The organism is Flavobacterium sp. GCM10023249, assembly GCF_042653365.1.
Taxonomy (GTDB): Bacteria; Bacteroidota; Bacteroidia; order Flavobacteriales; family Flavobacteriaceae; genus Flavobacterium.
On record NZ_JBHSHZ010000012.1, the window covers coordinates 440,772 to 457,208 of the forward strand.

At 36.1% G+C, this 16,437-nt stretch carries 16 protein-coding genes and 2 tRNA genes; 4 read left to right on the forward strand and 14 right to left on the reverse strand.

From position 1 onward, the window contains the following. Nucleotides 1–7 precede the first annotated feature (7 nt). Together hemW and ruvC are read right to left on the reverse strand one after the other, a co-directional pair. A complete protein-coding gene (hemW, locus tag ACFO7M_RS12785) occupies nucleotides 8–1,141 on the reverse strand; it encodes a radical SAM family heme chaperone HemW (protein WP_379736009.1) in 1,134 nt (377 codons plus the stop codon). A 51-nt stretch (nucleotides 1,142–1,192) separates the two neighbouring features. Next, nucleotides 1,193–1,747 carry a crossover junction endodeoxyribonuclease RuvC gene (gene ruvC, locus ACFO7M_RS12790; RefSeq protein ID WP_379736011.1) on the reverse strand — a complete coding sequence of 185 codons (555 nt, stop codon included), beginning with the start codon at nucleotides 1,745–1,747 and terminating at the stop codon, nucleotides 1,193–1,195. 52 nt (nucleotides 1,748–1,799) lie between these two features. On the opposite strand from ruvC, the gene ACFO7M_RS12795 reads away from it, so the two are divergent. Together ACFO7M_RS12795 and ACFO7M_RS12800 are read left to right on the forward strand one after the other, a co-directional pair. Next, nucleotides 1,800–2,756 carry a hypothetical protein gene (locus ACFO7M_RS12795; protein WP_379736013.1) on the forward strand — a complete coding sequence of 319 codons (957 nt, stop codon included), beginning with the start codon at nucleotides 1,800–1,802 and terminating at the stop codon, nucleotides 2,754–2,756. Beyond that, nucleotides 2,732–3,832 (forward strand): glycosyltransferase family 2 protein, encoded by a 1,101-nt coding sequence (locus tag ACFO7M_RS12800; RefSeq protein ID WP_379736015.1) that lies wholly within the window; start codon nucleotides 2,732–2,734, stop codon nucleotides 3,830–3,832. The genes ACFO7M_RS12795 and ACFO7M_RS12800 overlap by 25 nt, the downstream gene beginning before the upstream one ends. Before the next feature lie 6 nt (nucleotides 3,833–3,838). Here the strand turns inward: ACFO7M_RS12800 and ACFO7M_RS12805 are convergent, their stop codons facing one another. Continuing rightward, nucleotides 3,839–4,312, reverse strand: coding sequence for a hypothetical protein (locus ACFO7M_RS12805; protein ID WP_379736017.1), 474 nt, complete (start codon nucleotides 4,310–4,312; stop codon nucleotides 3,839–3,841). Nucleotides 4,313–4,380: 68 nt separating this feature from the next. On the opposite strand from ACFO7M_RS12805, the gene ACFO7M_RS12810 reads away from it, so the two are divergent. Further along, nucleotides 4,381–4,884: a DUF456 domain-containing protein gene (locus ACFO7M_RS12810; protein ID WP_379736018.1), complete on the forward strand. Its 504-nt coding sequence runs from the start codon at nucleotides 4,381–4,383 to the stop codon at nucleotides 4,882–4,884. Nucleotides 4,885–4,925: 41 nt separating this feature from the next. Here ACFO7M_RS12810 and ACFO7M_RS12815 read toward each other — a convergent pair whose 3' ends face one another. The 8 genes from ACFO7M_RS12815 to ACFO7M_RS12850 form a co-directional block, all read right to left on the reverse strand. Beyond that, the gene (locus tag ACFO7M_RS12815; RefSeq protein ID WP_379736020.1) at nucleotides 4,926–5,207 is read right to left on the reverse strand and encodes a hypothetical protein; all 282 of its coding nucleotides are present in this window, start codon (nucleotides 5,205–5,207) and stop codon (nucleotides 4,926–4,928) included. 243 nt (nucleotides 5,208–5,450) lie between these two features. Beyond that, nucleotides 5,451–5,527: transfer RNA gene (locus tag ACFO7M_RS12820), tRNA-Asp, on the reverse strand. Nucleotides 5,528–5,841: 314 nt separating this feature from the next. Next, nucleotides 5,842–6,057 carry a GIY-YIG nuclease family protein gene (locus ACFO7M_RS12825; protein ID WP_379736022.1) on the reverse strand — a complete coding sequence of 72 codons (216 nt, stop codon included), beginning with the start codon at nucleotides 6,055–6,057 and terminating at the stop codon, nucleotides 5,842–5,844. Between the two features lie 39 nt (nucleotides 6,058–6,096). Next, nucleotides 6,097–6,387, reverse strand: a complete 291-nt coding sequence (locus ACFO7M_RS12830) for a GIY-YIG nuclease family protein (RefSeq protein WP_379736024.1) — start codon at nucleotides 6,385–6,387, stop codon at nucleotides 6,097–6,099. 111 nt (nucleotides 6,388–6,498) lie between these two features. Beyond that, nucleotides 6,499–6,575 (reverse strand) — tRNA-Asp (locus tag ACFO7M_RS12835). A gap of 86 nt (nucleotides 6,576–6,661) precedes the next feature. Further along, entirely contained in the window at nucleotides 6,662–7,588 is a 927-nt protein-coding gene (locus tag ACFO7M_RS12840) for a DUF58 domain-containing protein (protein ID WP_379736026.1), read from the reverse strand. A gap of 41 nt (nucleotides 7,589–7,629) precedes the next feature. Further along, nucleotides 7,630–8,505 carry a hypothetical protein gene (locus ACFO7M_RS12845; RefSeq protein ID WP_379736028.1) on the reverse strand — a complete coding sequence of 292 codons (876 nt, stop codon included), beginning with the start codon at nucleotides 8,503–8,505 and terminating at the stop codon, nucleotides 7,630–7,632. Nucleotides 8,506–8,515: 10 nt separating this feature from the next. Further along, nucleotides 8,516–8,983, reverse strand: a complete 468-nt coding sequence (locus ACFO7M_RS12850) for a T9SS type A sorting domain-containing protein (RefSeq protein WP_379736030.1) — start codon at nucleotides 8,981–8,983, stop codon at nucleotides 8,516–8,518. Nucleotides 8,984–9,120: 137 nt separating this feature from the next. On the opposite strand from ACFO7M_RS12850, the gene ACFO7M_RS12855 reads away from it, so the two are divergent. Next, nucleotides 9,121–9,483 (forward strand): nuclear transport factor 2 family protein, encoded by a 363-nt coding sequence (locus ACFO7M_RS12855; protein ID WP_379736032.1) that lies wholly within the window; start codon nucleotides 9,121–9,123, stop codon nucleotides 9,481–9,483. A gap of 50 nt (nucleotides 9,484–9,533) precedes the next feature. On the opposite strand, the gene trxA is transcribed toward ACFO7M_RS12855, so the two are convergent. The 3 genes from trxA to ACFO7M_RS12870 all read right to left on the reverse strand — a co-directional run bounded on the left by trxA (nucleotide 9,534) and on the right by ACFO7M_RS12870 (nucleotide 16,433). Beyond that, nucleotides 9,534–9,851, reverse strand: coding sequence for a thioredoxin (gene trxA, locus ACFO7M_RS12860; protein WP_379716963.1), 318 nt, complete (start codon nucleotides 9,849–9,851; stop codon nucleotides 9,534–9,536). Between the two features lie 99 nt (nucleotides 9,852–9,950). Continuing rightward, complete coding sequence (locus ACFO7M_RS12865; RefSeq protein ID WP_379736034.1) at nucleotides 9,951–11,870, reverse strand: hypothetical protein; 1,920 nt, start codon at nucleotides 11,868–11,870, stop codon at nucleotides 9,951–9,953. 21 nt (nucleotides 11,871–11,891) lie between these two features. Next, on the reverse strand, nucleotides 11,892–16,433 hold the full coding sequence (locus ACFO7M_RS12870; RefSeq protein WP_379736035.1) for a hypothetical protein: 4,542 nt from the start codon (nucleotides 16,431–16,433) through the stop codon (nucleotides 11,892–11,894). Between the last annotated feature and the right edge of the window lie 4 nt (nucleotides 16,434–16,437).

Below are 16,437 nucleotides of genomic sequence, written 5' to 3' on the forward strand. Positions count from 1 at the left end.
AAATTATTTATTCCAAATTTAACCAAAAAAGGTCGGATGCAATTCCGTCGCAAAAGAATTTTCCTTTGTTTGTTGTTTTCAGTATACCGTTAGTTATGATTAGCTTTTCATCCTCTAGGAAACGTTGCGCATTTTGGAGTAGGTAATTCATATAGTCGTTCCCGAACTCGTTTTGAATTCGTTCCAATGAAACACCCCAAATTGTTCGTAATCCCGTCATTACATATTCATTGTAACGATCTTCTTTGGTTAAGGTTTCGATTTCGTTGGGTAATTTATTTTCAGCCAAAGCCTTTAAATACAATGAATTATTGGCACTATTCCAACTTCTGTTTTGACCATGATAACTATGTGCAGAAGGACCTATTCCAATGTATTTTTTCCCTAGCCAATAGGCCGAGTTGTTCCTTGAAAAATAATCCGGCTTCCCAAAATTAGACAATTCATAGTGTACAAATCCGTTTTTTTCGAGTGTGTTGACCAGTAATAAAAACTGTTCATGAGCAACCCCGTCATCTGGCGTGGGAATTTTACCCTTTTTGATTAACGTAGCCAAAGCGGTTTTGGGCTCAACAGTCAATGCATAACTTGAAATATGGGGAATATTCAAATCCAATAAAGTCTGAATATTTTGCAGCCACTTTTCATTGGAAAGTCCAGGAATTCCATAAATTAAATCCACCGAAATGTTATCAAAATACTGAGTTGCCAATTCCAGACATTTTTTGGCCTCAACAGCATTGTGGGCGCGATTCATTAGCAGTAAATCTTCCTCGTAAAACGACTGTACACCAATACTCAATCTGTTTATCTGATTTTTGGACAATTCAATGATTCGGTCTTCCGATAAATCGTCCGGATTGGCTTCGATAGTAATTTCCGGGTTTTCGGCAACACTGTAATGTAGATAGATTGTATCAATTAAAAACTTGATATCTTCAATTGGCAATATCGAAGGTGTTCCACCACCAAAATAAATGGTTTCTACAACTTCGTTTTTGAATTCCTCTTTACGCAAGGCGATTTCTTTGGCCAATGCCGAAACCATTTCCTCCTTTTTCTTCATGGATGTTGAAAAATGGAAATCACAGTAATGACATGCCTGCTTACAGAAAGGAATATGTATATAAATACCGCTCATTTTATATGTTTAGTCATCGTCCCAAGTTATTCTACTTAAGGCGTTTACACTCTACTTTTTTACCCTCTCTTCATTCTGTTTCACAAAAGCATCCCAACCGGAATAACTTTTCCCAACGGTTACCCTTCCTGAATTGAAAAAATGACATACCGCTGCTGCCAAACCATCCGTTGAATCCAGATTTTTAGGTAGATCCTTTAACCCTAACAACTGTTGTAGCATTTTGGCGACTTGTTCTTTACTGGCGTTACCGTTTCCGGTGATGGCCATCTTAATTTTCTTGGGTTCGTATTCGGTTATTGGAATCTGACGTGATAACCCGGCAGCCATCGCCACACCTTGTGCACGCCCCAACTTTAACATGGACTGAACATTTTTACCAAAGAAAGGAGCTTCAATGGCAATCTCATCCGGATGGTAGGTATCAATTAATTCGATGGTACGCTCAAAAATACGTGCGAGACGCATATAATGATCGTCCATTTTGTTCAACTGTAATTCATTCAACTGAATAAATTCCATCTTTTTATTTACCACACGAATAATTCCGAATCCCATAATTGTGGTACCCGGGTCGATTCCTAATATAATACGTTCGTTTGACAATTTTAGTTAGTGATATACGGTTTACAGTACAAAGTTTCGTTACTTTGCTTTAATGATATCCATGAACCACAAAACTAAGCAATTCCTTATACTTCTCCTCAAACTTTTGATTGTCGGAGGTGCTTTTTATTTCATATATGACCGTTTGGCATCAGAAGACCAATTTACTTGGAATCAATTCCAAGGAATAGTAGCCGAGAAAGCATCATTCACTTCCATATTTATTGTTTTACTCTTCAGTTTTTTCAATCGCTATGTTGAAATTCTGAAATGGCAAAATCTGGCAGGCGTGATTCGGCCAATATCAGTAGGAGAATCTACAAAACAAGTTTTAGGCGCTTTAACCTTAGCCCTTTTTACGCCTAACGGAATAGGAGAATACGCTGGTAAAGCCTTATTTTTTGAAAAAGAAAATACCAAAAAAATCATTTTTCTAAACCTAATCTGTAATGGCGTACAGATGGCATTAACCGTAGTATTCGGAACTTTTGGACTATTGTATTTCAATGCCAATTACACTATCATCACTCCGAAAGCTGTTTTACTTATTTACGGAATTTTTCTTTTAACCTTGGCTGTTTTGTTTTTCTTAAAAAAGATTACAATTCGAGGCTATTCGTTAGAAAAACTCATTCACAAAATCAATAAGATTCCAAAAAACATTCACCAAAAAAATAGTATTCTAGGTATTATCCGTTATCTTATTTTTTCACACCAGTACTATTTTTTATTTGTATTATTAGGAGTACAATTACCTTATCCAATATTGATGGCTGCCATTACAAGTGTTTATTTCTTAGCTTCCTCATTACCTAGTTTTCAATTTATAGATTTTGCAGTAAAAGGAAGTGTCGCTGTGTTTTTCTTTGGAAAATTAGGCGTAAACGAGTGGATTGTTGTATTCATCAGTACGCTGATGTGGTTTTTGAACACCGTTTTACCGGTTATTGTAGGCAGTTATTTTGTTTTTACTTTTAAGTCACAATGGAAATCGGAATCCTCATTATAGTTTTTTGGTATGCACTGAACATCCTCTGGCTCGTCTATGGATTTGCTAAGGTAAAATCATTTGTTACGAAAACGACAACTCCATTGCATCGCTTTTCAATTATAGTTCCTTTCCGAAATGAAGCAGAAAACCTACCCCAACTTTTGAACTCACTTTCCAATTTAAATTATCCTAAAGATTTATTTGAAGTTATTTTGGTGAATGACGCCTCAGAAGATCAATTTCAAATTCCAAATCTTCCCTTACAAATCTTGGTATTAGACACCATTCGAACCACTCCTTCGCCAAAGAAGGACGCTATCAACACGGCAATACAAAAAGCAAACCATAATTGGATTATTACAACCGATGCCGATTGCGAAGTAGGTGAAGATTGGCTGAAAAGTTTTGATTCTTTTATTCAGAATTACGAACCCAAAATGATAGCATCGGGCGTATATTTCAAAGCCAGCAACTCTATCCTTGATTCCTTTCAACAATTGGATTTATTGAGTTTGCAAGGAACTACGATCGGCAGTTTTGGCAATCAACAAGCATTTATGTGTAATGGCGCCAATTTTTGCTATAACAAATCCTTTTTTGAAGCACTCAACGGTTTTGATGGTAACGATACTATTGCCAGTGGAGACGATGTCTTCTTATTACAGAAAGCCATTGCAAAAGATGCCAAAGACGTACATTTTTTAAAATCGGAAGCAACACAAATACAAACTCAGCCCGAAACTTCATGGCGAGGATTATTTTATCAGAGAGTACGTTGGGCCGGTAAAACAGCTAATTATTCCGGTAACTACAGTAAGCAATTAGGACTTTCGGTTTTTATGATGAATCTTTTTTGGATTTTGAGCCTAATTTTAGTGTGTTTAGGACTTATAGAATATCCCTACTTCCTGCTTATGGCTGCTGCTAAATTGGGTGTAGATGCCTTACTGCTTGTCAAAACAAATTGTTTTTTTAAGACCCAAATTCGTCATTTTGCACTAAGTAATTTGATTTACCCCTTTTTTAGCACAACCGTTGTGATTTATTCTTTTTTTGGGAATTATTCCTGGAAAGGCAGGACATTTAAAAAATAACGTGTTTTATTTAAAAACAACCGGAACGATGAATTCGGATTTCACTTTTACACCTCTTTTAATTGCAGGTTCCATTACAGGAAAATCGATCAACTTTGACTGAAGTACACTGTCTGCTTTTACTTTGTCAAAAGAAAGACTGTCAACTGCAAAATGAGATTGAAACAGAACCTGAGCATCTGGCATAACCGTTACTTTAACATTCAATGTATCTTGTTTCGGATAAAGAGATTTAATCGTATCATTATTCAATTGCAGTTGCAACTGAGAAGCTACAAAATCGAAAAAACATTGTTTGCGCTGCAATTTATCGGTTATGGAATCACATTCTACTGTTGAAGGGAATTCATCTACTTCATCCCAATTGATTTTATTCAATTCCTTTTGCAGTAATTCTTCCTTATTCGGAACATTTTTTTCAAAATACTGGCAGCCTAGAACCAAAAAGAACAAAATGATAAGCAAGCTAATTTTTTTCATTGGAGATAACGAATCAGGTATTTTGATAATTGTTTATATTTAGGGTCAAAAGTACTAAAAATAGTAATATGGATACAATATTGTTGCTTATCGGCTTCGTTTGTGTTGTTGGAGGTATAATCGGGAGTTTTTTACCAGTATTGCCCGGGCCGGGTTTAAGCTGGATGGGTTTATTGCTCGTTTACTTGACCGATAGTATTCCAACAAATTATTGGATACTAGGTATAACACTTTTCATAACGATTGTCATTACCATTTTAGACTATGTGATTCCGGCAAAAGGAACCAAAAAATTTGGAGGAAGCAAATATGGCGTTTGGGGCACCAATATTGGCCTCATTGTTGGCATATTATCCCCAATTCCGTTCGGATTTATCATCGGTCCATTTGTTGGTGCATTTGTTGGAGAATATTACTATGGAAAACAAGAACGAAGTCAAGCCCTAAAAGCTGCCACAGGATCATTCATTGGATTTCTAGCCTCAACTTTTATCAAATTTGTAGTTTGCATTGCCTTTCTTGGCACCTTTATTTATGTCGTTTGGGATTATAGACAACAATTTTTAAAATAAAAAAACAATAAAAAAACCCTTCTTTACGAAGGGTTTTTTTATTATGGATTTGTCGTTCCTTTTGTACCTACTAAATGAGCAGTGTCATGAGCAACAAGACCACTTGAAGTACCAGTAACAGTAAAGGACACCTGACTATCGCTTAACATAGCAGCCGCACCTAAATCATTTGTATTAGTTTGCTGTGGATGAACCGTAACCAATGACAAATTCCAGCCTGTATAAGCAGCCACTAGTCCGTTATCACCACCTGTAACCAATCTTAACTCTTTACTAGTAAGATGCAAGTCCTGGTTTATCTTTTTAAAATCTGAAAAATTCATATGCTTTGGTTTTTAATTGTTTATGTTTCAAAACTAAAAAAACTAACTTATACTGGACTCACCCGTTTTGGGTGAATTTTATACAATAAAAAAGCCCCGAAAACGGAGCTACTTTTTACTGGTCTCATTTTGGAAACGAAAGGACTCGAACCCTACTTCTCTATAAAAGAGATAACAGACCTATTTTCTAACTAGGAGTTCTAGGAAAAGAAAAAGCCTTTCTCATCGAAAGGCTTTCTTTACTGGCGGTCTGGACGGGACTCGAACCCGCGACCCCATGCGTGACAGGCATGTATTCTAACCAACTGAACTACCAAACCAGTGCTTTATTGCGGTTGCAAATATACAACCGTTTTTCTTTTTCGCAAGTCTTTTATGCTCTGAACTTCAGTTTTTCTTCTATTAATTTCATAAAACGCTCATAATAAATACGTTTGGATTCAAGAAAAAACACACAAATTAAGCAAGGAACTGAGCTAAAAATAAAAAAGCCCTCCAATCAAATGGAAAGCTTTTCATCTCGTCTGATGACGAGACTACTAAACCATTCCGATTGATTTATCTCTTTACAAGTCTATCAATTGATAAACGGTTAAGTTTCTTCAATCTTTTCTCCTCTTTCAAAGCTTCTGTTTTAGTTCCAAAAAGCCATAGAATAAACAAGTTCCCAATCATTTGTGGATGATGTATAATTGCTCTCCCCTAAATTATGTTTAATAAGTCTAGCCTCTAAGTCTGAGGTAAAACCCTTATAATAAACATCTTTCGATACAGAATAAATAATATAAACGTAAAACATGAACCGACATAAAAATAAAAAAGCCCTCCAATCAAATGGAAAGCTTTTCATCTCGTCTGATGACGAGACTACTAAACCATTCCGATTGATTTATCTCTTTACAAGTCTATCAATTGATAAACGGTTAAGTTTCTTCAATCTTTTTTCCTCTTTCAAAGCTTCTGTTTTAGTTTCAAAAGTCATAGAATAAACAAGTTCCCAATCATTTGTGGATGATGTATAATTGCTCTCCCCTAGATTATGTTTAATAAGTCTAGCCTCTAAGTCTGAGGTAAAACCCTTATAATAAACATCTTTCGATACAGAATAAATAATATAAACGTAAAACATGAACCGACATAAAAATAAAAAAGCCCTCCAATCAAATGGAAAGCTTTTCATTGGTCTAACTACTAAACCATTCCGATTTTACTCGGAACTAAACAACACAACTAATCTTAAATATCTTAAGAGGGCAAAAAAGCTCCGTTTTTAACGGAGCTTCCTCTTTACTGGCGGTCTGGACGGGACTCGAACCCGCGACCCCATGCGTGACAGGCATGTATTCTAACCAACTGAACTACCAAACCAGTGCTTTATTGCGGTTGCAAATATACAACCGTTTTTCTTTTTCGCAAGAAATTTTTAAAAAAAAATTAAAATATTTTCAAAAAAACTATCCAAACTTTTGTTTTTCAGCCAAATAGGTTGTTAGAATTTTTTCAAATTTCTCATCAACTGAAACCGGAACATACTTAATTTTATACATTGCACAGGTATTAGCCACTTGATCGAAATACTTTTTAACTACTTTTTCATATTCTGTTTTGACATTTTCGGCAAAAAGATTCACCTGCTCACCTGTTTCAAGATCGATAAATTTGCGTGGTGTATTGTCAAAATTGAAACCGAACTCTGTTTTTTTATCAATTACATGGAACAAAACCACTTTATGCTTGTTATGTTTTAGATGTTGTAGTGCTTTAAACAATCTTTCATCATCTTCTCCCTGAAACATATCCGTAAATAGCACAATCATTGAACGTCTGTGCATTTTTTCAGCAATCTGATGCAAATACGTAATAGTATCCGTTTTTTTTGGCTCTTTTGGAGACTGTAAGATTTGTTCCAATTGATTAAGAAGCATTCGATGATGGCGATCACTTCCTTTTTCCTGTGCATAATATTCATACGAATCGGAATAGATACTTAATCCAACCGCATCTCTTTGTTTCTTCAACAAATTCATCAAAACGGCAGAAGCCAGCACTGAAAACCCTATTTTATTTTCATAAAAAAGTTGATTAACGTCCAATTTTGGATAGTGCATTGAAGAGGAATTATCAATAATCAGATGACACCGTAAATTTGTTTCTTCCTCAAAACGCTTGGTGTACAGCCTATCGGTTTTAGCAAACAATTTCCAATCGATATGCTTTGTACTTTCACCTGTATTATAAATTTTATGCTCAGCAAACTCGGCAGAAAACCCGTGAAAAGGAGATTTGTGCATTCCCGAAATAAACCCTTCAACGATTTGGTTAGCCAACAACTCCAAATGTTGGAAACTCGAAATCTTCTGTATTTGCGTATCGATCTTCATACTTCAAATATATTGAAAAGATCAATGGAATAAAACGTTTATTAATTTCCAATTTTCATAATCGAAATTCCACCATTACCAATAAACCATTGTCCCGTAGGCATAGGACTACCAATAGACAACTGATTGTATTGAAGTTTCAACACATCTCCTGACGTCAAATTTACAATTACCGATTTTGAAGGGCGCAAATAATTAAACTTTCTAGCCGATGTCAATGTAGGTGGTGATCCATACATGTCAAAATAGATCTCAATCGCTACTGCATTAGCCAATTCAGTTGCTGAAGTACTATTATACACTCGAACAGAACAATTACTGTCATATCCAGGCTCAACTCCACTGATAGTTTCATTCGAATTCGACGCATTCCCATAAAAAGACAAGAAATATTTACCCGATTCAGGTACTACAACAGCAATATCCGGATCATCTTGCCATAAATTTCTAGCGGTTCTAGACAAGAAAGTGGTACTATAATCCGATGCGGAAGCCGAAAATTTAGGATTAATAACATTTTCGGCCAATTGCGCATAAGGCACCGACAACAATTGACTTGCTCCGATTATAGTATAGTTCGTACCGCCAGTTGGATCTGTTTCAGTTTTAACAAAATAAGATCCGTTTGCCCAATTAATTGCCGAAAAACTTCCTAGTACCGGTGATCCGCTTCCAATCTCTAAGGAAACCACTCCATTCGTATTGGTCATCAGCGAATGTATTTCTGAATAAACAACCGTTCCAGCAATTGATGTTTGAAGAATACTGATTTGCATTCCTACTGCACTGTTGACTACCAAGGCATTACTACTGTTTCGGATAACAGCCTGATAGCTAATTTTTTTAGGAACCTGAGCACTAGCTATTGTATTCAGGAATAACAAAAAAAGCACAAGTAAAAGTTTAAATTTCCCCATACCTATTAATTTATTGATTCTTAATAATTTTAAACGTTTTCAATTCTTTATTCGAGTTTTTCACTTTCAGAAAATAAATAGATGCTGACAGATGTTCCATTGGAAAATAAATCTCCCGTTGAGCGACCGTACCTTCTTTCAACATTCTTCCATTCATATCATAAAGAACAAACTGCAATTCTTCAGTTAACAGCGAATTGATTCTAAGATTGACACCATAAGCTGTCGGATTAGGAAACAACTCAACTTCTTTATTTACCGAAGCATCATTAACATTCAACGTGATAATCTCAAAAGGAAGTTGTATTCCTTCATTAACCATACCAGAACCGGTATAAGAAGAATAAGTGACCTGACCGACAGAATAACTCACATTACCATTGGATCCTGAAATATCTCTTCCAGAAGCATTCACAGATTCTTGTGAAAAAGCCTCAACCAAATGCAGTAAAAACCACAGATAAATTATTTTTCTCACTGTTCAAATTTTAATTAGCACCCTAATTTATTTAATATCAAATTATTTCACTAAAAATACCGACCATCAACTTATAAATTAGATAAAATCATTATTTTTTGGAGCATTCCTTATCTTTGAAAAACAAATTAAAATTAATGAACTCAGAAAATTTACAATCGATTGCCTACAAGTGGTTTGATGCTTTTAATGCCAAACAACTCGAAAAACTATTAGCTCTTTATGACGATGAAGCGCAGCATTTCAGTCCGAAACTAAAAATACGCCAACCGGAAACCCAAGGATTAATTATTGGAAAAGAAGCGATGCGAAATTGGTGGCAAGATGCCTTTGACAGACTACCAAGTTTAAACTATAAAGTAACTTCTTTGACCGCCAATACAGATCGAATTTTTATGGAATATGTACGCCAAGTGGAAGGAGAAGAAGACATGCTTGTTGCCGAAGTATTAGAAGTTCGCGATGGAAAAATCATAGCATCGAGAGTCTATCATGGATAATAAAAAAGCCTGACATAGTCAGGCTTTTTTATATTACATTTAATGTTAGATTATAACAATGCATCAATAGCTTTCGTGTAAGTGTCTTTTTGAGCAACCCCAACTTGACGACCAACTACTTCACCATTTTGAAAAATCAATACCGTAGGGATGTTTCTTACACCATATTTAGCTGCAAATTCTTGGTTTGCATCTACATCTACTTTACCAACCACAGCTTTACCATCATACTCAGAAGAAATTTCTTCAATGATTGGACCTAACATACGACAAGGACCACACCATGCTGCCCAAAAATCTACTAATACCGGTTTACTTGATTGTAATACTACTTCATCAAAAGTAGCATCTGTTATTGCTTGTGCCATCTTATTTTTTTTATTAATTGTAGGACAAAAATAGAATTTTATTTCTAAATCCAAGCCAATTGAAAATCAGTTTTATTGATAGTTCTATAAATTAAAACATTATGAATTATTGAAGCTGATTTTTTCCGATTTAATACGGATGTCATCTACCGTAATGATTTCTACAAAATATTCATAGATGATACCTTGCTCGGTTTTTTCATCCGTGAAGGCACGTTCCGAAACTACAAATGGAACTCTCACAAATCCGGATTCTCCAGAGCGCTTGAACAATTTGGCTTCCTGAACATCCTTCGGATCAATACCGTCTACTTTCAATTGCACCTTTTTAGAAGTCATTTCTTGTGAAGCTGTCAGACGAATTGTTTCCGCACGTCTTTCAGCTGTTGCAATGGCCATTTTATTAGAAGGTTTTGAAACCAATTTAGCAGAATCTACCGCTTTAATATAATATTCCAGCTGACCTTTTACTTTTAACTCACTACTAAATGACACTGCACGTACTGGCTGATCGTTTAATTTTGTCTCTCTACCTTCATATATCTGATACACATCGTATCCTAAAATAGCATCCGTACGAACTTCATCCCATTTTAAATTCACTTGACCGTTTTCCAAATTTGCTTCTCTTAAAAAAGGCGCTTGAGGCGGGACCACATCAGGTAACTGCACCCAAATAGCTGCTTGTGGACTTTCGTTGAATGATTTGTCGATTGCTGTAACCTTGTAAATAAATTTAGTTCCTGCTTTTTCATTGAATGTATCCACAAAATTTGTTTCACTTTGAGGTGTAACATTCAGAAGTAACATTTCATTTTCATCATCATCTTTTAAACCGCGATAAATACGATAACCTGCTAAATCTTTTTCATCATTGGCACGCCAAGACAATGTTATTTTACCCGGATCTGATTTTGACATTACTTCCTTAGGTGTTTCTGGTGCGGAATGATCCGGTACAAAAACACTTGCCGGCATCGACCTGCTAGCATTATTCGATGGATCAACCGCTTCAATTTTATAGTAAAAAGTTCCGAATGCTTCTTTTTCCAATTTTTCGACATACTTCGCATCAGAAATTAATGACGCATTGATTTTAGCAAAAGTTTTTCCTTTGTCGTTACTTTTTAAAACATTATAACCAATAACCTCTTTTGCTGGAGAAGCCAACCAAGTTAAAAGCACTTCATCATTTTTACGTTCCGCTTTAAAACCTTTCACTACAGCAGGCGGTGTAGCATCTTTCACTTCAATTTTAATTTCAGCTGAAGCCTTACTTTCGGTATTCAAAAATGTAATCCCTTTTACTGCGTAAGTATAACTTCCTTCTTTCAAGTTGGCATCAACATAACCAATTTGATATCCTGATTTTTCCAAGTTCGCCATTACAGGTTCCGAATTGATTTTAACACCGTTCCGATATACGTTACAACCCATAAAATCCTCATTGTTTTTCCAAGTTAATTTTACATTTTGTTTTTCTTGTAAACCTTTGAAATTCTCAGGTGCAGATGAGATTTCACCAGCTACCAATCCGTTTAAAACCGCGATTTCTTTACCGGTTGAACTCTCAACTATCTTGTAATTGTATTTTTTTTGAGCAATTGCAGAATTATCCTCAAAAAACAAACCTAGATGTTTGGCCACTTGACTGTCAAAAATGGCAGCCAATGACAATTGGTAAGCTTCATAACCCTTTTTGTTCGGATTCGTTTCTTTAGAGTTTTTCGATTTGATGTAAAACTCGTACGATTTATCGTTGGGAAACTGATTTTTAGACGATTTCAATTCTGCTTCCGTAATGATTACCGAAGGCACGATCGGGTTATTGTTCAGTTTTTGCCACGAGCCATTGGATTCACTTCTGAAAATATCAAACCCCGTATTCCCTTTCAGGTTTTTGGTCATCCATTTCAACTTTACTGCATTGTTTTCGGACGCACCAAACAATTTGTATTCCTGCGCATTCATTACGCAAGACAACAAAAATACAACGCTGAATATATATCTCTTTTTCATTTTCTTAAATATTAAAATCTATTATAGACTAATGCTAAATCCTCCGTTGGATGACCATCTAGCGTGTAACGTAAAGTTAGGTATCCATCGGTGAACGTCACAAACCACACTACCGTCAAAAACTACCGGATTAGGCATCGAGACTGTCAAATTCGCTGAAACGCTACAGCCTCCACTAATACAGCCATCAAATGCCCAAAAATCGACACAACCTTTTCCGTGGGCGCTACCATTAAACCAAGCCGAACCCGTTGCTTGGAATGGAGAATAAGCTACATTTAAAGACGCACCCAAATCGGAAATTAAACGTCCTTGAGCTGAAGCGATACCTAAATCCAACCCTTTCCAACCCGAATCATAATGGTTATTGAATCCTAAAGCCACCCGTTTTGTATCGAAATTCAACCATACACCTGTAGAAAACCCACTTCCACACAATACTTCGGCAGTAATTGGAGCTTCCTGACTTCCTACATTAAGATAAAAATCATCCGCTCCGAAATGAAAACTAATAGCATCCTCATTTGCAGCTCCTTCATTAATACACACTATATCTTTAATGCCTCCCCAAATTTGCCCTTTACCATCTAGGTATTTATCAATCCAGTTCAGTTTACCATTCAATCGAGCCTGAAGCAATCCTGCACTATTACTATTTTGAGCAATGGCATCCCCTTTTACAAAATAATCGATTCCATCAATGCTCCATCCTTTAAACTGTGTCACAATTTGAACATGACCATGTAATGTAGCCCCTTGATCATAGGCAGTACGGACATCGGCTTCGGCGGCAATCCCTAAGGAATACTGCTTATTAGGCACCATCTTCGTAATTTGGCCCATATTATTATATGTAGGTTGAATATGGTAGTAGGTTTTACCGCCAAAACCATGTGCTTCTAAAATACCAGGGACAATTGGTATTTGTACAAATCCTTTTTGTTTGAATTCGAAGAACCAATACGTATATCTTCCTTCACTCGCCAATGTTTTACCTAAAACCATCTTTGCTTCCAACTGTTTTGCATCTGGTTGTTTGGCTTCATAATAGCCACCTAATTCAAAATAATTCCCCCAAACTGGATCATTCGTTTTGATTTTAAATCCGCCACCAAATTTCTGTGCACCGTCTTCATAACCACCGTTAACTGCTTTTCCATCATCTGCAATTTCAATTGTATTTTCCAAAGTAGATACATAATGATCATTCTCTGCGCTTGGGCCTTTCAAAATTCCTTTAGGCACTGTATCACCTTTAAAGCTCGGACTAACCGGACTAGAATAATTTGGATTGGCATTGTATTCGGCCGTAACATCAATCATTTGTGGTGAAACATGTGTTCCGTGGTACACAAAGCCCATTTCCTTTTTACTCGTAGTTCCTATTTTTTCACCCAAAATCAAATCGCCTGAAAACAAAAATTGAGCATCGGTTTTAACGCTATTGCGCTTTATTTTCATTTTATCGATTCCAAAACTAAAGCGATAGTAGTTTGCCCATTTTTTAGTTCCTTCGCACATCGATTCAGAATTATCGGCAAAATTACTATTGTAAGAAACCGCACCCGATGCATCGATAAACAAATCACACATTGACATATTATTGGTCTCTAAACCTTTATTTTCTGAGTTTTTAATGGTCAAATTAGGAGAAACCACAATAGCATCGCTTTCTAGTCTTCCTGACCAGAGGGTTATATAGGCGTAGCTCCCGGAATCCGTTTTAGACAGATAATATTTTTTATTGTAATCAAAACTTAAATTAATTTCCTGAATTTTTTTATCATCTACATTAATCATCAAACCGGCCCAATCATTAACAAACGGAGCAAACAATTTTCCTTCTACGTTCAGATAGATTAATTTATTATTATTGATCATAAATGAAGACTTATTCAATTTTGACGTAAACCCGGCGATATCTACTGTGTTTTTTGTTTCAACTCCGGGTTTGGTATTTGTCGTGTAACCTTTCCCTTTATTATGTACTTTATCAAATGAAAGGTTCAAAACCGATTGTTTAGTTGCTCCTTGTTTTTTGGGCAGATTCACTTCCACACCAAACTTATCAAAGTTCAAACCGTTACTGTAGGATTCAAATTTAGATTCGATACGACCATCATCGGAAAGGTGTACATACGTTTCTGTTACTTTCGCATTAACAGAGCCGTCTTGGTTGATTTTCCACTTTAACGGAGTATCAAATTCGTAACGGAAGTTCAAATTTTTCTGTTCTTTAAAAGGAATATTCAAAACTGCAAAATTGTTATCAATCATACTCGTAGGGAACGCTTTTGGCACTTTAACTTTTCCACTTAATAGCGTGGATGCTTCTAACTTTTTAACATTCACTTTAATTCCGTCCGCCGGATCAAAATCAACACCAATTCCTGAATTCTCAAGATTTTGCATGCTTTTGCTTTTTAGCACCACTGTACCATCAAACTTATTGGCAAAGCTCATTGCTAAAGTTCCGTCGGCATTTGTTTCAAACTCATACTGTTCATTGGTACTTGATGATCCTTGTTGCCAGATAAACCAGTTGGAAAACCATTTCATAGAGACTTTTCCTTCGGTTTTTCCAGAATCTTTAGTTACTTTAAACAGTTTATTTTCGGCATCCATTGCTCCTTCCAACTTAGCCGTCATTTTAATACTATTCAAAGCCAATTGAAAAGCACCTTCACAGTCTTTATTCGTACTTAATTCGATACGATTATTGGGGAACATTCCTTTGGTGTTCATTTCAATAGTTCCTTCAACTACTGCCCATTGATAGGTTTTCAATTTCGGGAAATAAGCAATCGGACGAATCTTTAAATCTTTGAACCAACAAGTTACTTCTTTTCCACCTTCCCAAAGCAGTATTTTTCCTTGACCGGCAAACGAGTCCTGCTTTTTATCATTTATTTTAGTGATTTGAATACCATAGCCATTCATCATCAAACTTTTCAAATTTGCTAGTTCTGAATTGTCTTCAACAAATTCTACATAATCAGGAAGACTACTATCTACCATCATTCCATTCATAATTCCTAAAACACGCCAAGCCATTAAATTCTTTTGCTGATCTACCTGTGTTTTAAAACTGAAACTTGTTTCTTTGAAGGGACCGATTGAACCATTAAAATCTGTATTCGAGAACAGTTTCTCGCTAACCTCATTTTTATTTTTGATGTATTTCCATTGGATAATATAATGTTGTACGGTTTTGTTTTTGGATGCTGTCCAAGCATACGTCATATTCTCTCCTCCGGAGATTTGTTTACCGTTGATTGGTGAGATTAATTTTATTCGGTCTGTTAAAGGCGCATCCGTAATTTCAAAGGTTTCAATCACACTTTTTTCAATTACTTTTTTATTTGCATCTAAGCCCACAACACGCCACGCATTTTTCCCTTTTTTAGCTGCCCATTTACCATCCATTTTTACACTAAGGTTCATTTGAGCATCTAGTGGATAATAATTGTATTGATCGGCAAATAAATCTTCTGACACGTCACTCCATTCCTTGATGGTTTTCTTATCATTGATCTGATCTGTGGTTTGCACTTGGTACGATTTTACATTTGGGTTTTTTGAAGGCGTCCACGAAAAATCAAAACCATGACCACTACTTACCGCTTGATGGTTGATTGGATACACTGGTTTTAATCCGAAGTTGGTATTTTGGTTTTGCGCAACTACAACTGCCTCATTCCCTTTGTAATCAAAACTACACACCTCGCTATTTCCTTTATTCTGTGTATTCAATGGAGTTCCTCCCCTTACACCAGCTGGCAATAAAGTAACACGCCATGCATATTTTCTCCCTTTACGCAATTGTGGATGAGATGGCCCATAAACAAATGAATACGCACTTGTAGTCGTTTCAAAAAAAGCCGGAGTCGTTGCACTATTCATGGCTTCATTCGGATTACGAGTAGCAGGAATTAATTCTACTATTTTTAGTTTGTACTGACTTCCAGCTGGTGCGCCTGCCGAGGGTAGCCACGAAAAAATAACATTTTGGATAGTACCCGCTATAATTGGTTCGTCACATCTAGGCGTAATCAATTGCGGTGGCGTAATTTGTTCAATATTAAACGAATTACTACAGCCTAATGGTTCCGGACTACTTAATGCAGCGCCGGTATTGTAATCTAAAACTTGGATACACAAAGTATAATTACCTTCGGGTATGCCTGTCCCTCGAAACAATTCACTTTTACTAATTCCACTTACAGTCACCGAATTGAATTCGAGGTAATTCCGCAAATCCAAGCCAGTCAGCATTTTTGACTGATAAGCTGTTAATTGCAATGGTGTTGAAGGCCTGTAACTATCCGAAGTTGCCACAGTAATACCATTATCACCAGTTATAGTTGCTTTTAATTTCACATTCGCATTAGTGTAAGACATCAATGTAAGCATTACCTTGTTCGAACTGTTTATGTAATCTGGTAAATACGTAGAATACGGAGGCAGAACCTGAACCGTAACATTTACAGTTGGTGTTTGTGACCAAGCCAAATGCGTCAGAAACAACAAAATGAAGTTTAAAAATTTAAATGTATTTCTCATAATC